The organism is Aurantimicrobium photophilum, assembly GCF_003194085.1.
In the GTDB taxonomy this organism is placed as follows: Bacteria; Actinomycetota; Actinomycetes; order Actinomycetales; family Microbacteriaceae; genus Aurantimicrobium; species Aurantimicrobium photophilum.
This window is the reverse complement of sequence record NZ_CP023994.1, coordinates 605,730-622,580: the sequence shown is the minus strand read 5'-3', so window position 1 is coordinate 622,580 and position 16,851 is coordinate 605,730. Positions and strand designations below refer to the sequence as shown.

15 protein-coding genes are annotated in these 16,851 nt (G+C 55.5%); 6 read left to right on the top strand and 9 right to left on the bottom strand.

Translation table 11 applies throughout. The features are described from left to right. Window positions 1-28: 28 nt before the first annotated feature. From AURMO_RS03130 to AURMO_RS03110, 5 genes are all read right to left on the bottom strand, one after another. Window positions 29-1,798 carry a peptidoglycan D,D-transpeptidase FtsI family protein gene (locus AURMO_RS03130; protein WP_239406860.1) on the bottom strand — a complete coding sequence of 590 codons (1,770 nt, stop codon included), beginning with the start codon at window positions 1,796-1,798 and terminating at the stop codon, window positions 29-31. Window positions 1,799-1,844: 46 nt separating this feature from the next. Then, entirely contained in the window at window positions 1,845-2,579 is a 735-nt protein-coding gene (gene ftsL, locus AURMO_RS03125) for a cell division protein FtsL (RefSeq protein ID WP_110233112.1), read from the bottom strand. Beyond that, the gene (rsmH, locus tag AURMO_RS03120; RefSeq protein ID WP_110233111.1) at window positions 2,576-3,529 is read right to left on the bottom strand and encodes a 16S rRNA (cytosine(1402)-N(4))-methyltransferase RsmH; all 954 of its coding nucleotides are present in this window, start codon (window positions 3,527-3,529) and stop codon (window positions 2,576-2,578) included. Before rsmH ends, ftsL begins: the two co-directional genes overlap by 4 nt. Before the next feature lie 103 nt (window positions 3,530-3,632). Next, window positions 3,633-4,064, bottom strand: coding sequence for a division/cell wall cluster transcriptional repressor MraZ (mraZ, locus tag AURMO_RS03115; RefSeq protein WP_110234855.1), 432 nt, complete (start codon window positions 4,062-4,064; stop codon window positions 3,633-3,635). Window positions 4,065-4,295: 231 nt separating this feature from the next. Then, complete coding sequence (locus AURMO_RS03110) at window positions 4,296-4,652, bottom strand: DUF3040 domain-containing protein (protein ID WP_110233110.1); 357 nt, start codon at window positions 4,650-4,652, stop codon at window positions 4,296-4,298. A 76-nt stretch (window positions 4,653-4,728) separates the two neighbouring features. On the opposite strand from AURMO_RS03110, the gene AURMO_RS03105 reads away from it, so the two are divergent. Further along, a complete protein-coding gene (locus AURMO_RS03105) occupies window positions 4,729-5,808 on the top strand; it encodes a polyprenyl synthetase family protein (protein ID WP_110233109.1) in 1,080 nt (359 codons plus the stop codon). 10 nt (window positions 5,809-5,818) lie between these two features. Here the strand turns inward: AURMO_RS03105 and AURMO_RS03100 are convergent, their stop codons facing one another. After that, complete coding sequence (locus AURMO_RS03100; RefSeq protein WP_338021095.1) at window positions 5,819-6,163, bottom strand: Rv2175c family DNA-binding protein; 345 nt, start codon at window positions 6,161-6,163, stop codon at window positions 5,819-5,821. A 134-nt stretch (window positions 6,164-6,297) separates the two neighbouring features. On the opposite strand from AURMO_RS03100, the gene AURMO_RS03095 reads away from it, so the two are divergent. Both AURMO_RS03095 and pknB read left to right on the top strand, forming a co-directional pair. Continuing rightward, complete coding sequence (locus tag AURMO_RS03095) at window positions 6,298-6,909, top strand: LysM peptidoglycan-binding domain-containing protein (RefSeq protein ID WP_110233108.1); 612 nt, start codon at window positions 6,298-6,300, stop codon at window positions 6,907-6,909. Between the two features lie 52 nt (window positions 6,910-6,961). Then, entirely contained in the window at window positions 6,962-8,866 is a 1,905-nt protein-coding gene (gene pknB, locus AURMO_RS03090) for a Stk1 family PASTA domain-containing Ser/Thr kinase (RefSeq protein ID WP_110233107.1), read from the top strand. 18 nt (window positions 8,867-8,884) lie between these two features. Here the strand turns inward: pknB and leuS are convergent, their stop codons facing one another. Then, window positions 8,885-11,404 (bottom strand): leucine--tRNA ligase, encoded by a 2,520-nt coding sequence (leuS, locus tag AURMO_RS03085; RefSeq protein ID WP_110233106.1) that lies wholly within the window; start codon window positions 11,402-11,404, stop codon window positions 8,885-8,887. Between the two features lie 4 nt (window positions 11,405-11,408). Next, window positions 11,409-12,770: an aminodeoxychorismate synthase component I gene (gene pabB, locus AURMO_RS03080; RefSeq protein WP_239406859.1), complete on the bottom strand. Its 1,362-nt coding sequence runs from the start codon at window positions 12,768-12,770 to the stop codon at window positions 11,409-11,411. Between the two features lie 17 nt (window positions 12,771-12,787). Here pabB and AURMO_RS03075 point away from each other — a divergent pair, with 17 nt between their 5' ends. The 3 genes from AURMO_RS03075 to AURMO_RS03065 are packed head-to-tail and all read left to right on the top strand — an operon-like array spanning window position 12,788 to window position 15,323. After that, window positions 12,788-13,555 carry an aminotransferase class IV gene (locus AURMO_RS03075; RefSeq protein WP_110233104.1) on the top strand — a complete coding sequence of 256 codons (768 nt, stop codon included), beginning with the start codon at window positions 12,788-12,790 and terminating at the stop codon, window positions 13,553-13,555. After that, window positions 13,555-14,238 (top strand): DedA family protein, encoded by a 684-nt coding sequence (locus AURMO_RS03070; RefSeq protein WP_110233103.1) that lies wholly within the window; start codon window positions 13,555-13,557, stop codon window positions 14,236-14,238. Before AURMO_RS03075 ends, AURMO_RS03070 begins: the two co-directional genes overlap by 1 nt. 20 nt (window positions 14,239-14,258) lie before the next feature. After that, complete coding sequence (locus AURMO_RS03065; RefSeq protein ID WP_338021094.1) at window positions 14,259-15,323, top strand: App1 family protein; 1,065 nt, start codon at window positions 14,259-14,261, stop codon at window positions 15,321-15,323. On the opposite strand, the gene hflX is transcribed toward AURMO_RS03065, so the two are convergent. After that, window positions 15,324-16,838 carry a GTPase HflX gene (gene hflX, locus AURMO_RS03060; RefSeq protein ID WP_110233101.1) on the bottom strand — a complete coding sequence of 505 codons (1,515 nt, stop codon included), beginning with the start codon at window positions 16,836-16,838 and terminating at the stop codon, window positions 15,324-15,326. It abuts the gene before it with no gap. Window positions 16,839-16,851: the final 13 nt, after the last annotated feature.

Sequence of the window (16,851 nt, the reverse complement as noted above, 5' to 3'; positions counted from 1 at the left end):
TTGGTTCAAGTCTATTGCTGACGTGACCTTAGAAGCGGATTGGGAAGTCTGGCGCTTCACCCTGAGAAGGCTTGATGCGATAGCGCTTAATCACCTGTTGCTCGATCGCTTTGAACACGGGTGGGACAACCATTGATGTAAATGTAATTTTGGGCTCGGCAATGACCACCGTGATGACGTACTGCGGATCATCGGCAGGAATCATACCCATGTTCGACACCACATACTCAGCTTTATAACCACCAGCGCCGTCAGGCTGTTGCGCAGTACCTGTCTTCATGGCAACTCGGTATCCAGGAACGGTGACTTCTTTGGTAATCCATCCCTTGGTCACGAAGTTTTCCATCATGCCGATGGTTGTTCGTGCTGTCTCTGGCTTAATGACCTGAGTGGTCTCAGGAACGTCAGGCTTGACCACAGTGCCATCTGGCATGGTGCAGCTTTCCACCAAGGTGGCAGGAATCAACTTTCCATTGTTGGCAATGGCCTGGTAAGCGCTGGACATCTGTATTGCTGTGGTTGCCACACCCTGACCAAAGGTCACGGTGTAGTGAGTTTGGTTATCCCACGCATCAGATGAAGCCAAAATACCGGCGGACTCGGCTGGGTAACCAGATGCCGAAACGGATGAAAGCCCAAACTTGAGCATGTAGTCATAGCGCTGATCTGGTGCCAATGTGTCACCGAGCTGGGACATTCCCACGTTCGAGGACTGCTCAATCACACCGGTCAATGTCAGAGGAAGTGTTCCGTGCATCACAGCATCAGTAACTTCAGCACCGTTAGGAAACTTGATGTAGTAGGGGTCCCAGACTTGGGTCTCAGGTGTGGCAACACCTGTATCAATCAACATGGACGCCGTGATGGGCTTCATGGTTGAACCGGGCTCATAGGGGCTCATGAAGGCGCGTGAACCACGGTTTGCATCTGCCGTAGCATCCACATTGTTGGGATCGAGTGTCGGGTAATCGGCAACAGCAAGCAGCTTTCCGGTTTTTGCTTCCTGAACTACGGCAATGCCCCACGCGGCAGAATACTTATCTACCTGCTTGGCCAGTGATTGCTGAACAAACCACTGTAAATCAGAGTCAATGGTGAGCTTGAGCGTTCCACCGTTTTGGCTCTTCACACTCGTAACGGTACTGCCTGGAATGCGAACACCATCAGCACCGCGTTGATACATTTCTTCACCGTTGATGCCGGCAACACAGCTGTCCCAACCAGTTTCCAGACCTGCCTGAGCGAGGCCATCGGCACCAACAAATCCCAGCAAGTTACCCGCGACAGCACCATTGGGATAGGTGCGGCCAGGGGCCTGTTCGAAGAACAACCACGGAATTTCAAGTGCGTTGAGTGCCCGGAAGGTGTCTACATCAACAGCCTTCTTGATATAGGCAAAGTCAGACTTCGGGTTCTCGGCCAGGGCATCAGCAATGATTTTGAGAATCTCTTCGGGCTTCTGCCCGGTCAGGGTTCCAATTTCAATTGCCGCTTGCTGAGGAGTAATCGTCACCTCTGAGCGATCTGTTTGACGCAGGAAGTCTTTAGCGTTTTTGGGCGAAACCGTGACGTTGTAACGCATCACGCTGTCAGCAAGAACGATGCCGTTCTTGTCCGTGATTTGGCCACGCTTGGCATAGACGGTTGTCGGGATTGAACGCTTGTCTACTGACTGTTGCGTCAGCGCAGCTGCTTCAATGACCTGAATATCGATCAGGCGAATAACGAAAACGCTCACCAGGAACACCACAAACGCCAGCACAACAGTTGCGCGGAATGTGACGGGGTTTTTTCTCACACTGTTCCTTAAGCCTTACGAGCGATTCTGAGCCGCTAGCACGTCCTTAGCGCGTAGTGACGCTAGGAAGGCCGTTGGTCAAAGTTACCGGCCCAGCTGGAACAGCAGCGGCAGGCGCGCTGTCAGTGACGGGGGCTACTTTTGCTGCCTCAGCAGCTGCCTTCTTCGCGGCTGCAGCCTTTGCTTCAGATTCTTTCTGAGTAACCAGAGTCACACCAGTCAGAAGAGAGTTAGGGACGGCACCTTCGGCGCCTGCAATGAGGCCAGAAGTTGCTGAAGCTGGCTCGGGGGTTCCGAGTACGGCACCATCAGAAAGTCGCAGATAGACAGGAGTGCTGTTGTTGACCATGCCGAGCGCTTCAGCGTTGGCTGCCAAGTTTTGAGGGGACGACAGGCGGTCCAGATCCTGGTTCATTGTCTGGTAACTACGACCAAGTTCCTTATTGGATTGCTGCATTGCAGCAATCTCATAGGCGCCCGATGCAACTGCCACGGAGAGCAGCAAGTTCGAGATGATGATGCCGAAAATGACACCAACGGTGACGATTGCGTAAAAAACACGGGGACGTGCTTTGCGCTGTGCACGGGTAGCGACAACCTGAATGCTGGGGCGCCACGACGTGCCTTTGTTGATTGACGTGCGTGCCTTGAGTGCCAAGTTTCCCTGAACGGTTGGGGTAGAGCCGCCGCGCTGAGGTGCAGCAGGACGAGCAGATGGCTTCGCCGCCATCTGTGGTCGAACCTGGGGACGTGAAATACGCGAGGTGTTCAGAGTGCTCATGCCGCCACCTTGATTCGTTCGGCGGCACGCAGACGTACTGGCGTGGCACGAGGATTACGTGCTTTTTCTTCGTCGCTAGCAAGTTCTGCACCACGGACGAGAAGTTTGAGTTCGGGCTTGAACTGTTCAAGTTCGACGGGAAGGCCAACAGGTGCTGAAGATGCAGCTCCGGTCTGCAGGAATCCCTTGACGATGCGATCTTCGAGGGATTGATACGACATGACCACGATGCGGCCACCGAGTGCCAACTTGCCCAGTGCCGCTGGAATCGCGGTTTCGAGAACAGAGAGTTCCTGGTTCACTTCAATGCGCAACGCCTGGAAGACGCGCTTAGCGGGGTGACCGGAGTGAGAGAGCGCTGCGGGGGTTGCCACAGTCAGAATGTGAACGAGCTGACCGGAACGCGTAATGGGTTCGATCTCGCGGTTGGTCACAATGGCCTTGGCATAGCGAGCAGAGAGCTTCTCATCTCCATACTTGTGGAAGATGTTACGCAGTTCGTGCTCGCTGTAAGTTGCGATGACGTCCGCGGCGGTGATGCCCTCGGTTTGGTTCATGCGCATGTCCAGCGGCGCATCCTGTGAGTAGGCAAAGCCACGCTCTGCGCGGTCAAGCTGCAATGAGGAAACACCGAGGTCGAACAGAATGCCGTCAACAGAAGTTATACCTAAGCCATCAAGCGCGTCAGCGATACCGTCATACACGGTGTGGACCAGGTGAACGCGGTCACCGAAGCGAGCCAGGCGCTCACCGGCGATAGCCAGAGCGTCAGTGTCACGGTCAAGACCCACGAGAGTGAGTTCAGGGAAGCGAGTGAGGAAAGCTTCGGAGTGGCCGCCCATACCCAAGGTGGCATCGACCAGTACAGCACCAGGCTTCTCGAGTGCAGGAGCAAGAAGCTCGACACAGCGTTCGAGGAGTACGGGGGTGTGAATGTCGTTGAGAGTCATAACGAGTCTGGAATGTGGCCCTAGATTCTGATCCCCATCCAGGTCAACCTGCATCCGGGGAAGTGGAGTCAGGGTGCACAGGCTGGGAGTCAGAACCTAAGGACTAGAAGAGTCCAGGAATCACCTCCTCCGTGGTGTTGGAGAAGGCTTCTTCGTTGGCAGCGAGGTAGGTGTTCCAGGCCTCGGTGTCCCAAATCTCTACTCGGTTACCCGCACCGATGACGGTGAGGTCGCGGTCTAGCCCGGCGTACTGACGCAGGTTGGCAGGGAGGGTGATGCGGTTCTGGCTATCTGGAGTTTCAGAGCTGGCTCCTGAGAGGAATACACGCAGGAAGTCACGAGCTGACTTGCTGGTCACAGGTGCCTGGCGGATCTTCTCGTGCAGGTCGTTGAACTCAGCAGCGCTGAAGACGTAAAGGCAGTTCTCTTGGCCGCGGGTCACCACGATGCCCTCAGCCAGTTCGTTGCGGAATTTCGCGGGCAGGATGACGCGTCCCTTGTCATCGAGTTTGGGTGAATGAGTTCCTAAGAACATCTGCGTCACCCCCTTTCACAACCGGCCTTGTTGGTGATTTCTCCACTTTACTCCACTTCCAGCCACAAGTTTTAAAAATTACCCATATTTTCTGGTCGGCGTGTCGAGATATCCGCTAATTTACAGGGTTTAAGTAGGTGGAGGGAAATGGAGGCAAAGGGATTAACCTGGATCGGTTTGGGCACACAAAAAAACCGCCCCGAAAGGCGGTTAGTGTGGGCGGCGAATCAGCTAGAGGCGGCCACCATCGCGCTCATCCCAACGCTGTTCCATGCGCTGCATGAAGGAGCTTCCAGCTGAGCGAGGCTTCTTGTCCGTCGGAGAGGCAGGTGCACCTGGCTTTGCAGCCACAAGTACACCAACAAACATAAGAACAAATCCCACGATGCCGATCACAATCATGTGGGTCATGACACCAGCGAGCAAACCACCCAAACCGGCGAGCGCGATGAGGACACCCAACACAATTGCGCGGTAGTTGGGACGAGGCATTCCCACGAAAGCGGTCGAAGTCACATCTGCGTCGTGACCATAGAGGTTACGCTCCATCTCATCCAGGAGTCGTTGTTCATGCTCGGACAGTGGCATGTGTTTCCTCCTTGGTTGATGGTGAGAAGTGTTCGAAGTCCCAGTGTACCTGCGCTGGCCTAGATAGGCTAGGCGCATGCGTGACCAAGACACATGGGTTGAGCGAGTAAATACTCGTCTGGACCAGTTCATCACTGACCGTGAATCCATTGTGCGTGAGGTTTCCCCTGATTTGGAACCATTCTTGGAGTTTTCACGGGAGTTTCTCAGCGGCGGAAAGCGCTTCCGTGCGCGTTGTGCACTCCTGGGATATGGCACTCAGAACGAGTCCACTCCTGATCACGTCATCGATGTGGCGAGCGCGTTAGAGATTTTCCACGCTGCCGCCCTGGTTCACGACGACATCATGGATAAGTCCGACACTCGTCGAGGTGCTCCTTCAGCTCACCGTCGCTTTGAAAAGCTGCACCGCGAATCTGGCTGGGCTGGCACAAGCGAAGATTTCGGTACTTCTTCTGCCCTACTCTTTGGTGACCTGCTGCTGGCTTTTAGCGATGAGTTGTTCTCCACGGGTATTGCGGCAGAAACAAACCGCCCCGCGGTGCGCGCTTCTCGTATTGAGTTTGACCGCATGCGTATTGATGTCACCGCAGGCCAATATCTCGACATTGTCGAAGAACGTGCCTGGCCTGTCATCGACAAACTGGATGCCCTCACCCGGGCACAGCGTGTGGTTGTCTACAAGTCAGCAAAGTACTCCATCGAGGCTCCCCTGGTTATTGGTGCAGCTCTCGGTGGCGCCACTCCTGAACAGCTCGAGTCTCTCCGAGCAATTGGTTTACCCCTGGGTATCGCCTTCCAACTGCGAGATGATCTTCTCGGTGTCTTTGGCGACCCTGCCGTCACCGGCAAGCCTGCAGGTGACGACCTGCGCGAGGGAAAGCGAACAGTTCTCATCGCTCTGGCTCAACAAGAGCTTCCTGCCACGGCTATTCGCTTGATGGATGAGCTGTTGGGAGATTCAGATCTTGATGACAGCCAAATCTCAATGCTGCAGGCAACCCTGACGAACACCGGTGCCGTGGACAAGCTTGAAGAAGTCATCGAGCAGCAGGTTGTGTTGGCACAGAAAGCGATCGCCTCTGCCGGATTTAGTGAGCTTGCAACTCAAGGCTTGACTCAGCTGGCAGCGCTCGTGTCCCAACGAGCTTCTTAAGCATTTCTCGTTAGAGAAGTGCTTGTGCGATACGTCGCACTTCTGCCTTGCGGCCTGCCTTAAGGGCGTCTACTGGAGAAACTGTGAGGCTTTCTTCTTCCGAGATGAGCCAATCAACGAGCTCGTCACCGTCGAAGCCCACATCGCGCAGGAGAACAATGGTTCCCTGTAGTGCCGGCAGAGGCTCGCCTTCGTGAATGAAGTCCGCAGGAACCTTGAGCACACCATCTACTCGCTTGGCAGCAAGGATGTTGTCTTCTATGAGGCGACGAACCTGGCTTTGGTTGAGCCCGAGGACCTCCATGAGGTCAGGGATTGTCAGCCATTGGGTCTGGGGTGTTTTTGCGTTAGCCACGAGATAAGCGTGCCATAGGTAGCCACCCCGCGCGAACCCAGACCGAAACTGCGACACGCCGAATTCACTCCACGTTAACCTTCAAGCTGAGGTAGAGACTGAGCGAATCTTTTAATGGGGAGAGGAGTGTGTGCATGTCCGGTCGAAACTATCGATCCAACCATGAGGCGCTTTCCTCAGCGACCCTTCCAAAAGCCCGCAAAATAAAGAAGATTGCCGCTATTCCTGTTGCACTCGCCGCAGTAACCAGCATGATCTTCACGGCTCAGTCCGCCTCGGCAGATCAACTGCCCAAGGTAGACAAACTTCCCAAAGCTAATGCGGGGAACTCTCCCCAACAGAGTTCAGTAACGCACTCCACCGCTGCAGTACTTCGCGCAAATAAATACACCGTGGTTGCCGGAGACACCCTGCGGAGCATTGCTCAGCTTCACGGAATCTCTTCTGCAGAACTGCTCGCAGCTAACGGTTTGAGCTGGAAAACCATGATGTTCGCCGGCCAACAGCTCAACATCCCTGCCTCCACTAGTGGTACCGAATCTGCAGAAGTAGGCGAAAGCATTACCCGCCACAACGTGTCTTCTGGTGAAACTCTTGAAGCCATTGCTCGAAGCTATGGTGTGCAGCCACGTGCCATCATGACGGCCAACGGTCTTGACCGTTCCAGCCGCCTCGTTGTCGGCCAACGACTCGTAATTCCAGACGCAGGTCTGATGAGCAGCATGCCCGCTGTTGCCAGCGCGTAAAACGCCGGTGTTTCTCAGCGTTTTGCCCACTTCTCTTACATAGACTCGCGTTGTGACTATTGCCGCCGAAGACCCCATGATCGGTCGTCTTATCGACGGCAGATACCAGGTCAAGTCGCGCATTGCCCGCGGTGGCATGGCAACCGTCTATCTCGCCACTGATCTTCGCCTCGAGCGTCGGGTTGCGGTCAAGATTATGCACGGTCACCTGGCTGACGACAGCGCATTCAAAGCACGCTTCGTCCAGGAAGCTCGCTCTGCAGCGAGGCTTGCACATCCCAATGTGGTGAATGTTTTTGACCAAGGTCAAGATTCAGACATGGCCTACCTGGTGATGGAATACCTGCCAGGTATTACTCTGCGCGATCTCCTCAAGGACTACGGCAAGCTCACCCCAGAGCAAACTGTCGACATCATGGATGCGGTTCTGCAGGGCCTTGCCGCCGCGCACGAGTCAGGCATTGTTCACCGCGACCTCAAGCCGGAGAACGTTCTGCTCGCTGATGACGGTCGCATCAAACTCGGTGACTTCGGTCTAGCTCGAGCAACCACTGCCAACACGGCATCCGGTCAGGCGCTGCTCGGCACCATCGCGTACCTCTCCCCCGAACTCTTGACTCGTGGTGTCGCAGATGCCCGCAGTGACATCTATGCCATCGGCATCATGATGTATGAAATGCTCACCGGCGAGCAGCCCTTCAAGGGTGAACAGCCCATGGCTGTGGCATACCAACACGCCAACGATAAGGTCCCTGCCCCTTCAGCTTCCAACCCAGCCATTCCAGTCGAACTTGATGAGATTGTGGAGTGGGCAACTACTCGCTCCCCCGACGGCAGACCTGAGAATGCAGGGATTCTGCTCGACAAACTTCTCCAAGCTGAGAAAGTGATTCGCACCGGTTCGAGCTACCAGGACCTTTCAACCCAGCAGACCATGGTTATGCCTGCCGGAATGTTGATTGGTTCTGACGATGAGACACAGGCCATCGGCACAGGAGCTCTCGCTGGCCTGAACCGCAAGGTCCCCATCGATAATCCCGTGGCCGCCCTGAAGGAGATTTCCTCCACACGACGTAGTCGTGGCTTCTGGATTTTTGGCATCACCATTGTTCTAGCCGTTCTGGGCGCCACAGCTGGCTGGTTCTTTAGCTCTGGCCCAGGTTCCCTAGCCACGATTCCTGCGACTGCAGGAATGGCTCCCGCCGATGCTCAGAAGCTGGTCGAAGAAGCTGGCTTTACCGCCAAAGTGGTCGAAGCGAACGACTCCACTGTTGCCGTGGGCAAGGTCATTGACACTGACCCCAAGGGTGGAAGTACCATCACACGTGGCGCAACGGTGAAGATCATGGTCTCACTGGGCCCCAAAATTGTGGACACTCCTGCATTTGCTGGCATGACGGAAGCAGATGCCAAGAAGAAGTCACAAGAGTTGGGCTTCAAACTCAAGGACCCCGCTGAACAATTCTCTGCAGATGTTACCAAGGGTTCTGTGATTGCAGCCCTTGATGGCAAGGGCCAGCCCTTGCCTGCGAAGTATCCCGTCGGTGGCGAAGTTCAGTTCGTCGTCTCCCTCGGAGCTATTCCCCCCGTTGACGGCTTGAGTGTTGCCGATGCAACAAAGGCGCTCACAGATGCGGGTCTCGTGGTCGGTGCAACCAATGAAGAATTCAGCGATGTCGCTAAGGGCACTGTGATCTCACTCGCAGTTCCTGAAGGTGTTGTCACCAAGGGAACAAATGTGACCCTCGTCGTTTCAAAGGGACCTGACCTGGTTACCGTGCCCAACGTTGTTGGAAAGTCCATCAAGGACGCAATTGCTGTCCTCCAGGCAGCTGGCTTTGGTTTTGCAACCGAAGTTGACCAAGAACTGTGGGATGCCAAGGCAGTTCGAAGCCAAAGCCCCGCAGGCGATAGCCAAGCGAAGCGCGGCGCCGTCGTCACAATCTCTAACCGCTAACGCGGAAGAGAAAAATCACTAAGCCGAAGGCTTGGTGGCAATGCTCACGATCTTGGGTGCACGCACAATCACGTTGACGATCTCGCGACCTTCGAGTGCTCGAACAACACCGGCAAGTTCACGGGCCTGTGCTTCGAGATCTGCTTCCGCAATATCTGGAGCAACGTCGAGACGGTCACGCACCTTGCCATCAACCTGAACTACACAGGTCACCGAGTCCTGAACCAGTAGCGCTGGGTCTGCCGCAGGCCACACAGCGTGAGCAACTGCAGGTTTGTGCCCAAGGGCTGCCCACATGTCTTCTGCGGTGTAAGGAGCGTAGAGGTCCAGCATCATGGCGATAGTCTCTGCTGATTCGCGCACAGCAGGATCAGCTGCACCAACACCAGAGTCAATGGCCTTGCGGGTCACGTTGACGTGTTCCATCAGGCGTGCGACGAGAACGTTGAACTTGAAGCTCTCAATGAGTCCTGGAGCTTCTGCAAGGAGGTGATGGGTTGCCTTGCGCAATGCCTTATCTCCCCCAGCGAAGTCCACACCAGGAGCACTGGAAACATCCTGAGCAATACGCCAGGCACGAGCCAAGAAACGGTTGCTGGCGGCAGGAGAAACATCTGCCCAGTCAATGTCGTCCTCTGGAGGACCAGCGAAGGCCATGGTCAGTCGCACAGCATCCACACCGTGTTCTTCTAGCTGTTCTGAGAGCTTCACAATGTTGCCCTTGGACTTGCTCATTGCGGAGCCTTCCATGAGCACCATGCCCTGGTTGAGCAGGTTAGTGAAGGGCTCTTCAAAGTCGATGAAGCCGAGGTCGAAGAGAACCTTGGTGATGAAACGGGCATAGAGCAGGTGAAGAATGGCGTGAGTCACACCACCGACATACTGGTCAACCGGTGCCCACTTCTTTGCTTCTGCAGGATCAAATGCCTGAGTATCATCGTTCGGCGACAAGAAGCGCAGGAAGTACCAGGAGCTATCCACGAAGGTGTCCATGGTGTCGGGGTCGCGACGAGCAGGGCTGCCATCAATCGGGTTGGGGACGTTTACCCAGTCTTCAGCAGCACCAAGTGGTGACGAACCCTTGGGCTGAAGGTTGAGACCTTCAGTGGGAGGAAGAACAACCGGGAGCTGGTCTTCAGGAACCGGAATCTCGGTGCCATCTTCCGCGTGGATGATGGGGATAGGAGTTCCCCAGTAACGCTGACGAGAGATGAGCCAGTCGCGCAGACGGAAGTTCTTGGCTGCCTTACCGGTGCCACGCTGAGTAAGAATCTCGATTGCCTTGGCAATCGCATCCTTCTTGGTGAGACCATCCAGCTCTCCTGAGTTGATGAGCTTTCCTTCGCCGCCGGTGGCAATTCCGGTCACGGCAGGGTTGTTATCAATGACGTTGCCGTCTTCGTCTGTTCCTGCAGGAACATCCACGACGATCTTGATGGGCAAGTCATATGCACGAGCAAAGTCGAGGTCGCGCTGGTCGTGAGCAGGAACTGCCATCACAGCACCGTGGCCGTAGTCAGCCAGAACGTAGTCTGCAGCCCAGATAGGAAGGCGTTCGCCATTGACCGGGTTGATGGCGTAACGCCCCAGGAAGACACCGGTCTTGGGGCGATCGGTTGCCTGGCGCTCAATTTCCGTCGCCTTCTGAACCTCGGTGAGGTAGTCAGCAAAGGCAGCCTGAATCTCAGGAGTTGCACCAGCAGCCAGCTCAGAAGCTAAATCTGCATCAGGAGCAACAACCATAAATGTTGCACCGTGAAGAGTGTCTGGGCGGGTAGTGAAGACCGTGACAGGCTGCTCGCGGCCTTCGATCACGAAGTCAACGTCAGCACCGATGGAGCGACCAATCCAGTTGCGCTGCATGGTGAGCACCTTGGCAGGCCACTGACCCTCGAGGGTGTCGAGGTCATCGAGAAGACGATCTGCGTAATCGGTGATGCGGAAGTACCACTGGGTGAGCTTCTTCTTCACCACGATGGCGCCAGAGCGCTCCGAGGTGCCATCAGGCATCACCTGCTCGTTGGCCAGAACGGTCTGGTCTACGGGGTCCCAGTTGACCCAGCTGTCCTTGCGATACGCCAGACCCTTTTTATACATCTGCAGGAACAACCACTGGTTCCACTTGTAATACTCAGGGTCTGAGGTGTGAATGACGCGTGACCAGTCAAAGCTGGTGGCATAGCGACGCATGGAGCGCTTCTGCTGATCGATGTTGTCGTAGGTCCAGGTGACAGGGTTCAGTCCGCGCTTGATTGCCGCGTTCTCAGCAGGCAGACCGAACGAGTCCCAGCCAATGGGGTGAAGAACATTGTGGTCACGGTGGCGCCAGTAACGGGCAATCACGTCACCGAGGGCATAGGCCTCAGCGTGACCCATGTGCAGGTCACCGGAGGGGTAAGGGAACATGTCGAGCACATACTTGCGTGGACGCTCATCTGTGGGGTCGTCAGAGCGGAATGGCTGGATCTCGTCCCAGATAGGAAGCCATTTTTCTTGAATTTCCGCGAAGTTATAGGTCGCGCCCTCGTTCTCAGACATCCTTCTAAGAATACTCGCTTGGAGAGACCCCTAGTGCCCTGAGCAGCGGTGCCACCTTGACCCAGGTTTCTTCAAGTTCTGCTTGTGGCTCAGAACCACTGGTGATGCCACCACCGGTGCCAATAGAGGCACCTTCAGGCGTCAGCACAATGCTGCGAATCACCATGGCCAGATTTGCTGCGCCATCAATGCCCAGATAGCCAAAGGCGCCCGAGTAGATACCTCGAGGCCCCTGCTCCAAACCGTGCAGGATCGTCATGGCGCTGATTTTGGGAGCCCCGGTCATCGACCCCGCGGGGAAGCACGCTTCCAGAGCATCAACTGCAGTCAGGCCGTGGGCCAAGTCTGCAGAAACAGTAGAAACCAGTTGGTGAACGTGTTCGTAGGTTTCCACTTCCAGAAGTGAATCCACCTGCACTGTGCCGAGCTGTGCAACTCTGCCCACGTCATTACGCATGAGATCCACAATCATGAGGTTCTCTGCACGTTCTTTCTCACTAGCCAGCAGTTCTTCTGCGAGCGCGGTATCCAGAGCAATATTGTCACCTCGGCGCCTGGTTCCCTTGATGGGCTTGGTGGTGAGGTGACCATCAGAATCAACAGACAAGAAGACTTCCGGGCTACTGGAGAGCAACGCAATGTCATCCACCACAATGAGACCTCCGTGGTGGCTGGGATTAGCCTCACGCAGGCGCAGATAGACCTCCAAGGGATCGAAAGTTCCCGCAACCTTCACTTCGTTGGTCAGGCAAAGCTGATAGGCATCACCTGCCGTAATAGCGTCGAGGCAGCGCTGGACCAGAGATTGATAGTCCTGAGGGTTGTGGCGCCAGGACACGGCAGCTGCCTGCGCCGTGACGGCGACATCTACTTCAGGAGTATCTGCAGTACTCAATACCTCTTCTACAGCAGTGAGCCTGGACTGAAGTGCATCATCGTCCCCGAGTACCAAGAGATCGAGGGTGTGAAGCTCGTGATCAAACTCCAGGGCCCAATCCACATAGACAAACAGGGCATCTGGGGTTCGTGCCTGAGCAGTAGGGACTCCGGTGGTGTGTGCTGCGAGTTCATAACCCAGCCATCCCACCCAACCCAGGGCAAATCCGTCCTCTCGGACTGCCGAGGTGTCTACTGTCGAATCATGTTCCACTGCTGAGCGCAGACGCTCAAAGATGGTGACATCCCCCTCGTCCACGTTTTCGTGGAGGGATTTTTTTGTGGGTATGGAGACATAGGACAAGCCGGCAGTGGCGTGGGGGCCAGCATCAAGCCAGACGGCGCGTGGTTCACCTTCTGCCAGCGCAGCGTAGACAGCAGCAGGGTCTACCCACTGCGACATCCTTACGCGCTGAACTTGCCTGGTCACCGTACTAGCCTAGGGCTGTGGATGTCTTACGTTTTCGCTGGAATGGCAGTGAACTTGTTGACGTCACGGGCGCGCCAGAAATACCCCTCTATGTCGCAGACTCTTTCCTTCTGAATGACGGAAAGGTTGTGGCGTATCAGCGCCACCTTGACCGTTTTGCTGCCTCTGCAGAATTCCAAGGATTAGTCCGTCCACTGGATGATTTTCTTTCTGCGGTCACAGCTTCACTTCCCCGCACTGGGAAACTCTTTCCTCGCATTGACCTGACCGAGCGTGGGGAACTGGAACTTCACATACGTCCTGCTCCTGAACTACACGAGACCATCGTGCTCGCCACCGCGTCTCTCGACCCCCGTGTTGAACCAACCATCAAGGGACCAGATATCCCCGCCCTCAATGCTTTGCGCGCTGAAGCGCAGACTCAAGGTGCAGACGATGCAGTCATCCTGGATGCGCAGGGTCGGGTTGTGGACGGATCCACAACCTGCCTGATTTGGTTCACCGAAGGCGGCCTTCACCTGCCTCCCGCAGAAGCACTGCGGGTGAATAGCGTGAGTGTTGCTGTGGTGCGTGAACTTGCTGCCCAAGGCGGCTTCAGCGTCAGCGAAACCTGGGCAACGCCTGCAGATCTTGAGGGAGTTGAACTCTATGCTGTGAATGCTCTTCACGGCATACGTTCAGCAGTTTCTTGGGTTAATGGCCCATCGTTGAGTGTGAACGAAGAAAGACTGGCGCATTGGCGCCAGCAATATGACCTTCTCGCTGAAGAATTGCCGGAGGCCTGATGAACGAGATCATCAACAACATCTTGTCCGCTGTCGCTTCGGTTGATCCCGTCACACGAACACTGCTTTCTTCGCTGTTCATCATGTTGGAGACTTCGTTCCTGGTGGGCTTGGTTATCCCCGGTGACACCGTTGTTTTGATTTCCAGCACGGCCATTACGAACCTGCAGGAATACATCTTCATGATTGTCATGGTGATTGTGGGATCACTCACCGGCGAAACCATTGGGTTCTTTGTGGGCAAGTACTTTGGTCCCCACATTCGCCGTTCGTGGCTGGGAAGAAAACTCGGACCCCACCGCTGGGAACAGGCAGAAAACTACATTGACCGTCGTGGTGGCATCGCGGTGTTCTTGAGCAGATTCCTCCCCATCCTTCACTCACTCATTCCCCTGACTGTCGGCATGACAAAGATGAAATACCGCACCTTCATTGCCTGGACATCTGCAGCGTGTGTGATCTGGACCTTTGTCTACGTCACGTTGGCGGCTGTGCTGAAAGACCAGTACGAAGCGTTCGCTGCCAAATACGACTGGGCAGGTTTCCTCTTCATCGGCATCGTCATCGCATTCATCGTTGTGGTCTCCCTCATAAAGAAGCGCGTCGAAAAGACCCAAGAGAAGTACATGGAAGAACCCGCTGATCATGACCCCAGCACGGTTGAGAACCCTCTGGGTTCCTAAACTCTGACAAACTGAGTGACGTGAAGTCGAGTAAACCTACGAGCGCTGCGGAGCTGACGCAAGATGTCATGCACCGCGCAGCCCGCATCGAGGACCGCTTTCACGCCTACCGAGAAAAGCGTGCACGCAAGCGAGGCTACGCCGTCACTGTTGTTCCCTATCCCGGCTATGGATCAACCGAGTGGGTTCGTGTACTTTCTCGAGTTCTGTTGACCCGTAACCCCCGCCCCGGTTCTCGAGCTGCACGCAAAATGCAGAAGCGTTCTGAGAGCGTGCGCGGCTGGCGCTCATTCACCGCCGTGCCCATCAACGACGTCACTGTCACCATCACCATCAACGGCGTAGACACCGTCGTGAAGGCAGACCGTGGCGGTGTGGTGGACGTGCAAATCCCGATGAAGCTCTCCCCCGGAATGCACACCGTGCAGATCCAGGCAGAAGGCTCTGATGTCACTGAATCAACCATTCATGTCATTTCGCCCAAGGCCACAGTGGGACTGGTTTCAGACGTTGATGACACGGTCATGGTCACTGCACTTCCCAGACCCTTCTTGGCGGCCTGGAACTCGTTTGTGCTGGACGAACATGCTCGCGTTCCAACCCCCGGTATGGCTGTGTTCCTCTCCCGCGTCGCAGATATTCAAGAAGATATGCCCGTGGTCTATCTCTCCACGGGCGCATGGAATGTTGCCCCCACACTGCGCCGATTCCTCGGACGTAATCTGTACCCGCAGGGAACATTGCTCCTGACCGACTGGGGCCCCACTCACGACCGCATGTTCCGTTCCGGTCGTGCTCACAAAGAGACCCAGTTGCGCCGTTTGGCTTCAGAGTTGCCCAAGATCAAATGGATTCTTGTGGGCGATGATGGGCAACACGATGAGTCCATCTATGCCGAGTTTGAAAAAGAATTCCCCGGCAATGTCAAAGCCGTGGCCATACGCCAGCTTTCTAATGGTGAAGCTGTGCTTGCCGGTGGTCGCAAAAAAGCCGAGGAACACATTCAGGCAGGCGATGCACCGTGGGTTTATGCCCCCGATGGGGCTGGCCTTGCTGCCCAGCTCACCGAGTTCAAAGTTCTCTAACTAGGCAGAGACAAATTCCTCAAACTGGGGAAGATCTGCGTGCTTGACGCGCACATGCATGCGAGTGCCGCCTTCTTCGTAGTCGGTGGAATCAACCACGGCCTTGGCATGCAACGAGGAGACGACATCTCCGCGCTCATAAGGAACAAGCAAGTTCAAGGGAACATCAGGTGTTGGAATGCGTTCAGCAATGACCTGAAGAACCTCGTCAATACCTTCACCCGTTCGCGCGGAGGCAAAGATGGCAGAGGGTTCAAGCCCGCGAAGTAACAAGCGGGTGTTGTCATCAATAAGGTCGCACTTGTTGAAAACGATTTGTTCTGGAATATCGGAGGCTTCAGCTTCCCCAATGACATCGCGCACGGTGCGAATCTGCGATGCAGGGTCTGGATGCGAGGCATCCACGACGTGGACAATCAGATCTGCATCCGCTACTTCTTCAATGGTGGAGCGGAATGCTTCCACGAGCTGGTGAGGCAGGTTGCGAACAAAGCCCACGGTGTCGACGAGCGTGTAGTTTCGTCCGTCTTCGGTCTGCGCTTGGCGAACCGTGGCATCCAGCGTTGCGAACAACGCATTCTCAACGAGAACACCTGCCCGGGTGATGCGGTTGAGCAAAGAAGACTTACCCGCATTGGTATATCCCGTAATAGCTACTGATGGAATAGAGTTGCGCTTGCGATTAGCTCGTTTGGTGTCACGAGCGGGCTTCATCGCTTCGATTTGTTTGCGCAGTTTGGCCATACGCGTGTTGATGCGGCGGCGGTCCAGTTCAATCTTGGTTTCACCGGGACCTCGGGAACCCATACCGGCACCGCCGCTACCCACCTGGCCACCAGCCTGGCGGGACATCGACTCACCCCAACCGCGCAGACGGGGAAGCATGTATTGCATCTGAGCTAGCTCGACCTGAGCTTTACCCTCACGACTCTTGGCGTGCTGGCTAAAGATATCCAAAATGACCGCGGTGCGGTCAATGACCTTCACCTTCACTTCGTCTTCCAAAGCACGGCGCTGGGAAGGAGACAGCTCCGTATCTGCCACGACGGTGTCTGCGCCCAGTGCGGCAACGAGGTCACGAAGTTCCTGGGTCTTTCCTCGACCGAGATAGGTTGCAGGATCCGGCATGGGTCGCATCTGCATCACACCATCAAGAACCTGAGCACCCGCCGTTTCACACAATGCCGCAAGTTCACGCATGGAGTTCTCGCCGTCTTCAACCTGCCCCTTGGGGTAGACACCAATGAGGACAACGTTTTCTAAACGAACCTGGCGGTATTCAACCTCGGTGACGTCTTCGAGTTCAGTGGAAAGGCCCTGCACACGACGCAGAGAAATTCGGTCCGCAAGATCTTGCTGTTCACCATCAAAACTGCGGTCATGATCACTGCCAGAAGAGTCATCGAGCGCTTGAGCTTTGCCGGAAGAAAACACGGAAACACGTGCCCGGTCAGTTTTCTCCGCAGCACGGGAGAGAACGCGGTCAACGATGTCGTCAGAGGACTCAGTAGTCATTGCTTCAAAGATA

Coding starts and splice junctions, on each gene's coding strand:
- AURMO_RS03070 (WP_110233103.1), top strand. CDS start 13,555: ATGAACGAGATCATCAACAACATCTTGTCCGCTGTCGCTTCGGTTGAT.
- mraZ (WP_110234855.1), bottom strand. CDS start 4,064: ATGTTCTTAGGAACTCATTCACCCAAACTCGATGACAAGGGACGCGTC.
- hflX (WP_110233101.1), bottom strand. CDS start 16,838: ATGACTACTGAGTCCTCTGACGACATCGTTGACCGCGTTCTCTCCCGT.
- leuS (WP_110233106.1), bottom strand. CDS start 11,404: ATGTCTGAGAACGAGGGCGCGACCTATAACTTCGCGGAAATTCAAGAA.
- AURMO_RS03095 (WP_110233108.1), top strand. CDS start 6,298: ATGTCCGGTCGAAACTATCGATCCAACCATGAGGCGCTTTCCTCAGCG.
- ftsL (WP_110233112.1), bottom strand. CDS start 2,579: ATGAGCACTCTGAACACCTCGCGTATTTCACGTCCCCAGGTTCGACCA.
- rsmH (WP_110233111.1), bottom strand. CDS start 3,529: ATGACTCTCAACGACATTCACACCCCCGTACTCCTCGAACGCTGTGTC.
- AURMO_RS03105 (WP_110233109.1), top strand. CDS start 4,729: ATGCGTGACCAAGACACATGGGTTGAGCGAGTAAATACTCGTCTGGAC.
- AURMO_RS03110 (WP_110233110.1), bottom strand. CDS start 4,652: ATGCCACTGTCCGAGCATGAACAACGACTCCTGGATGAGATGGAGCGT.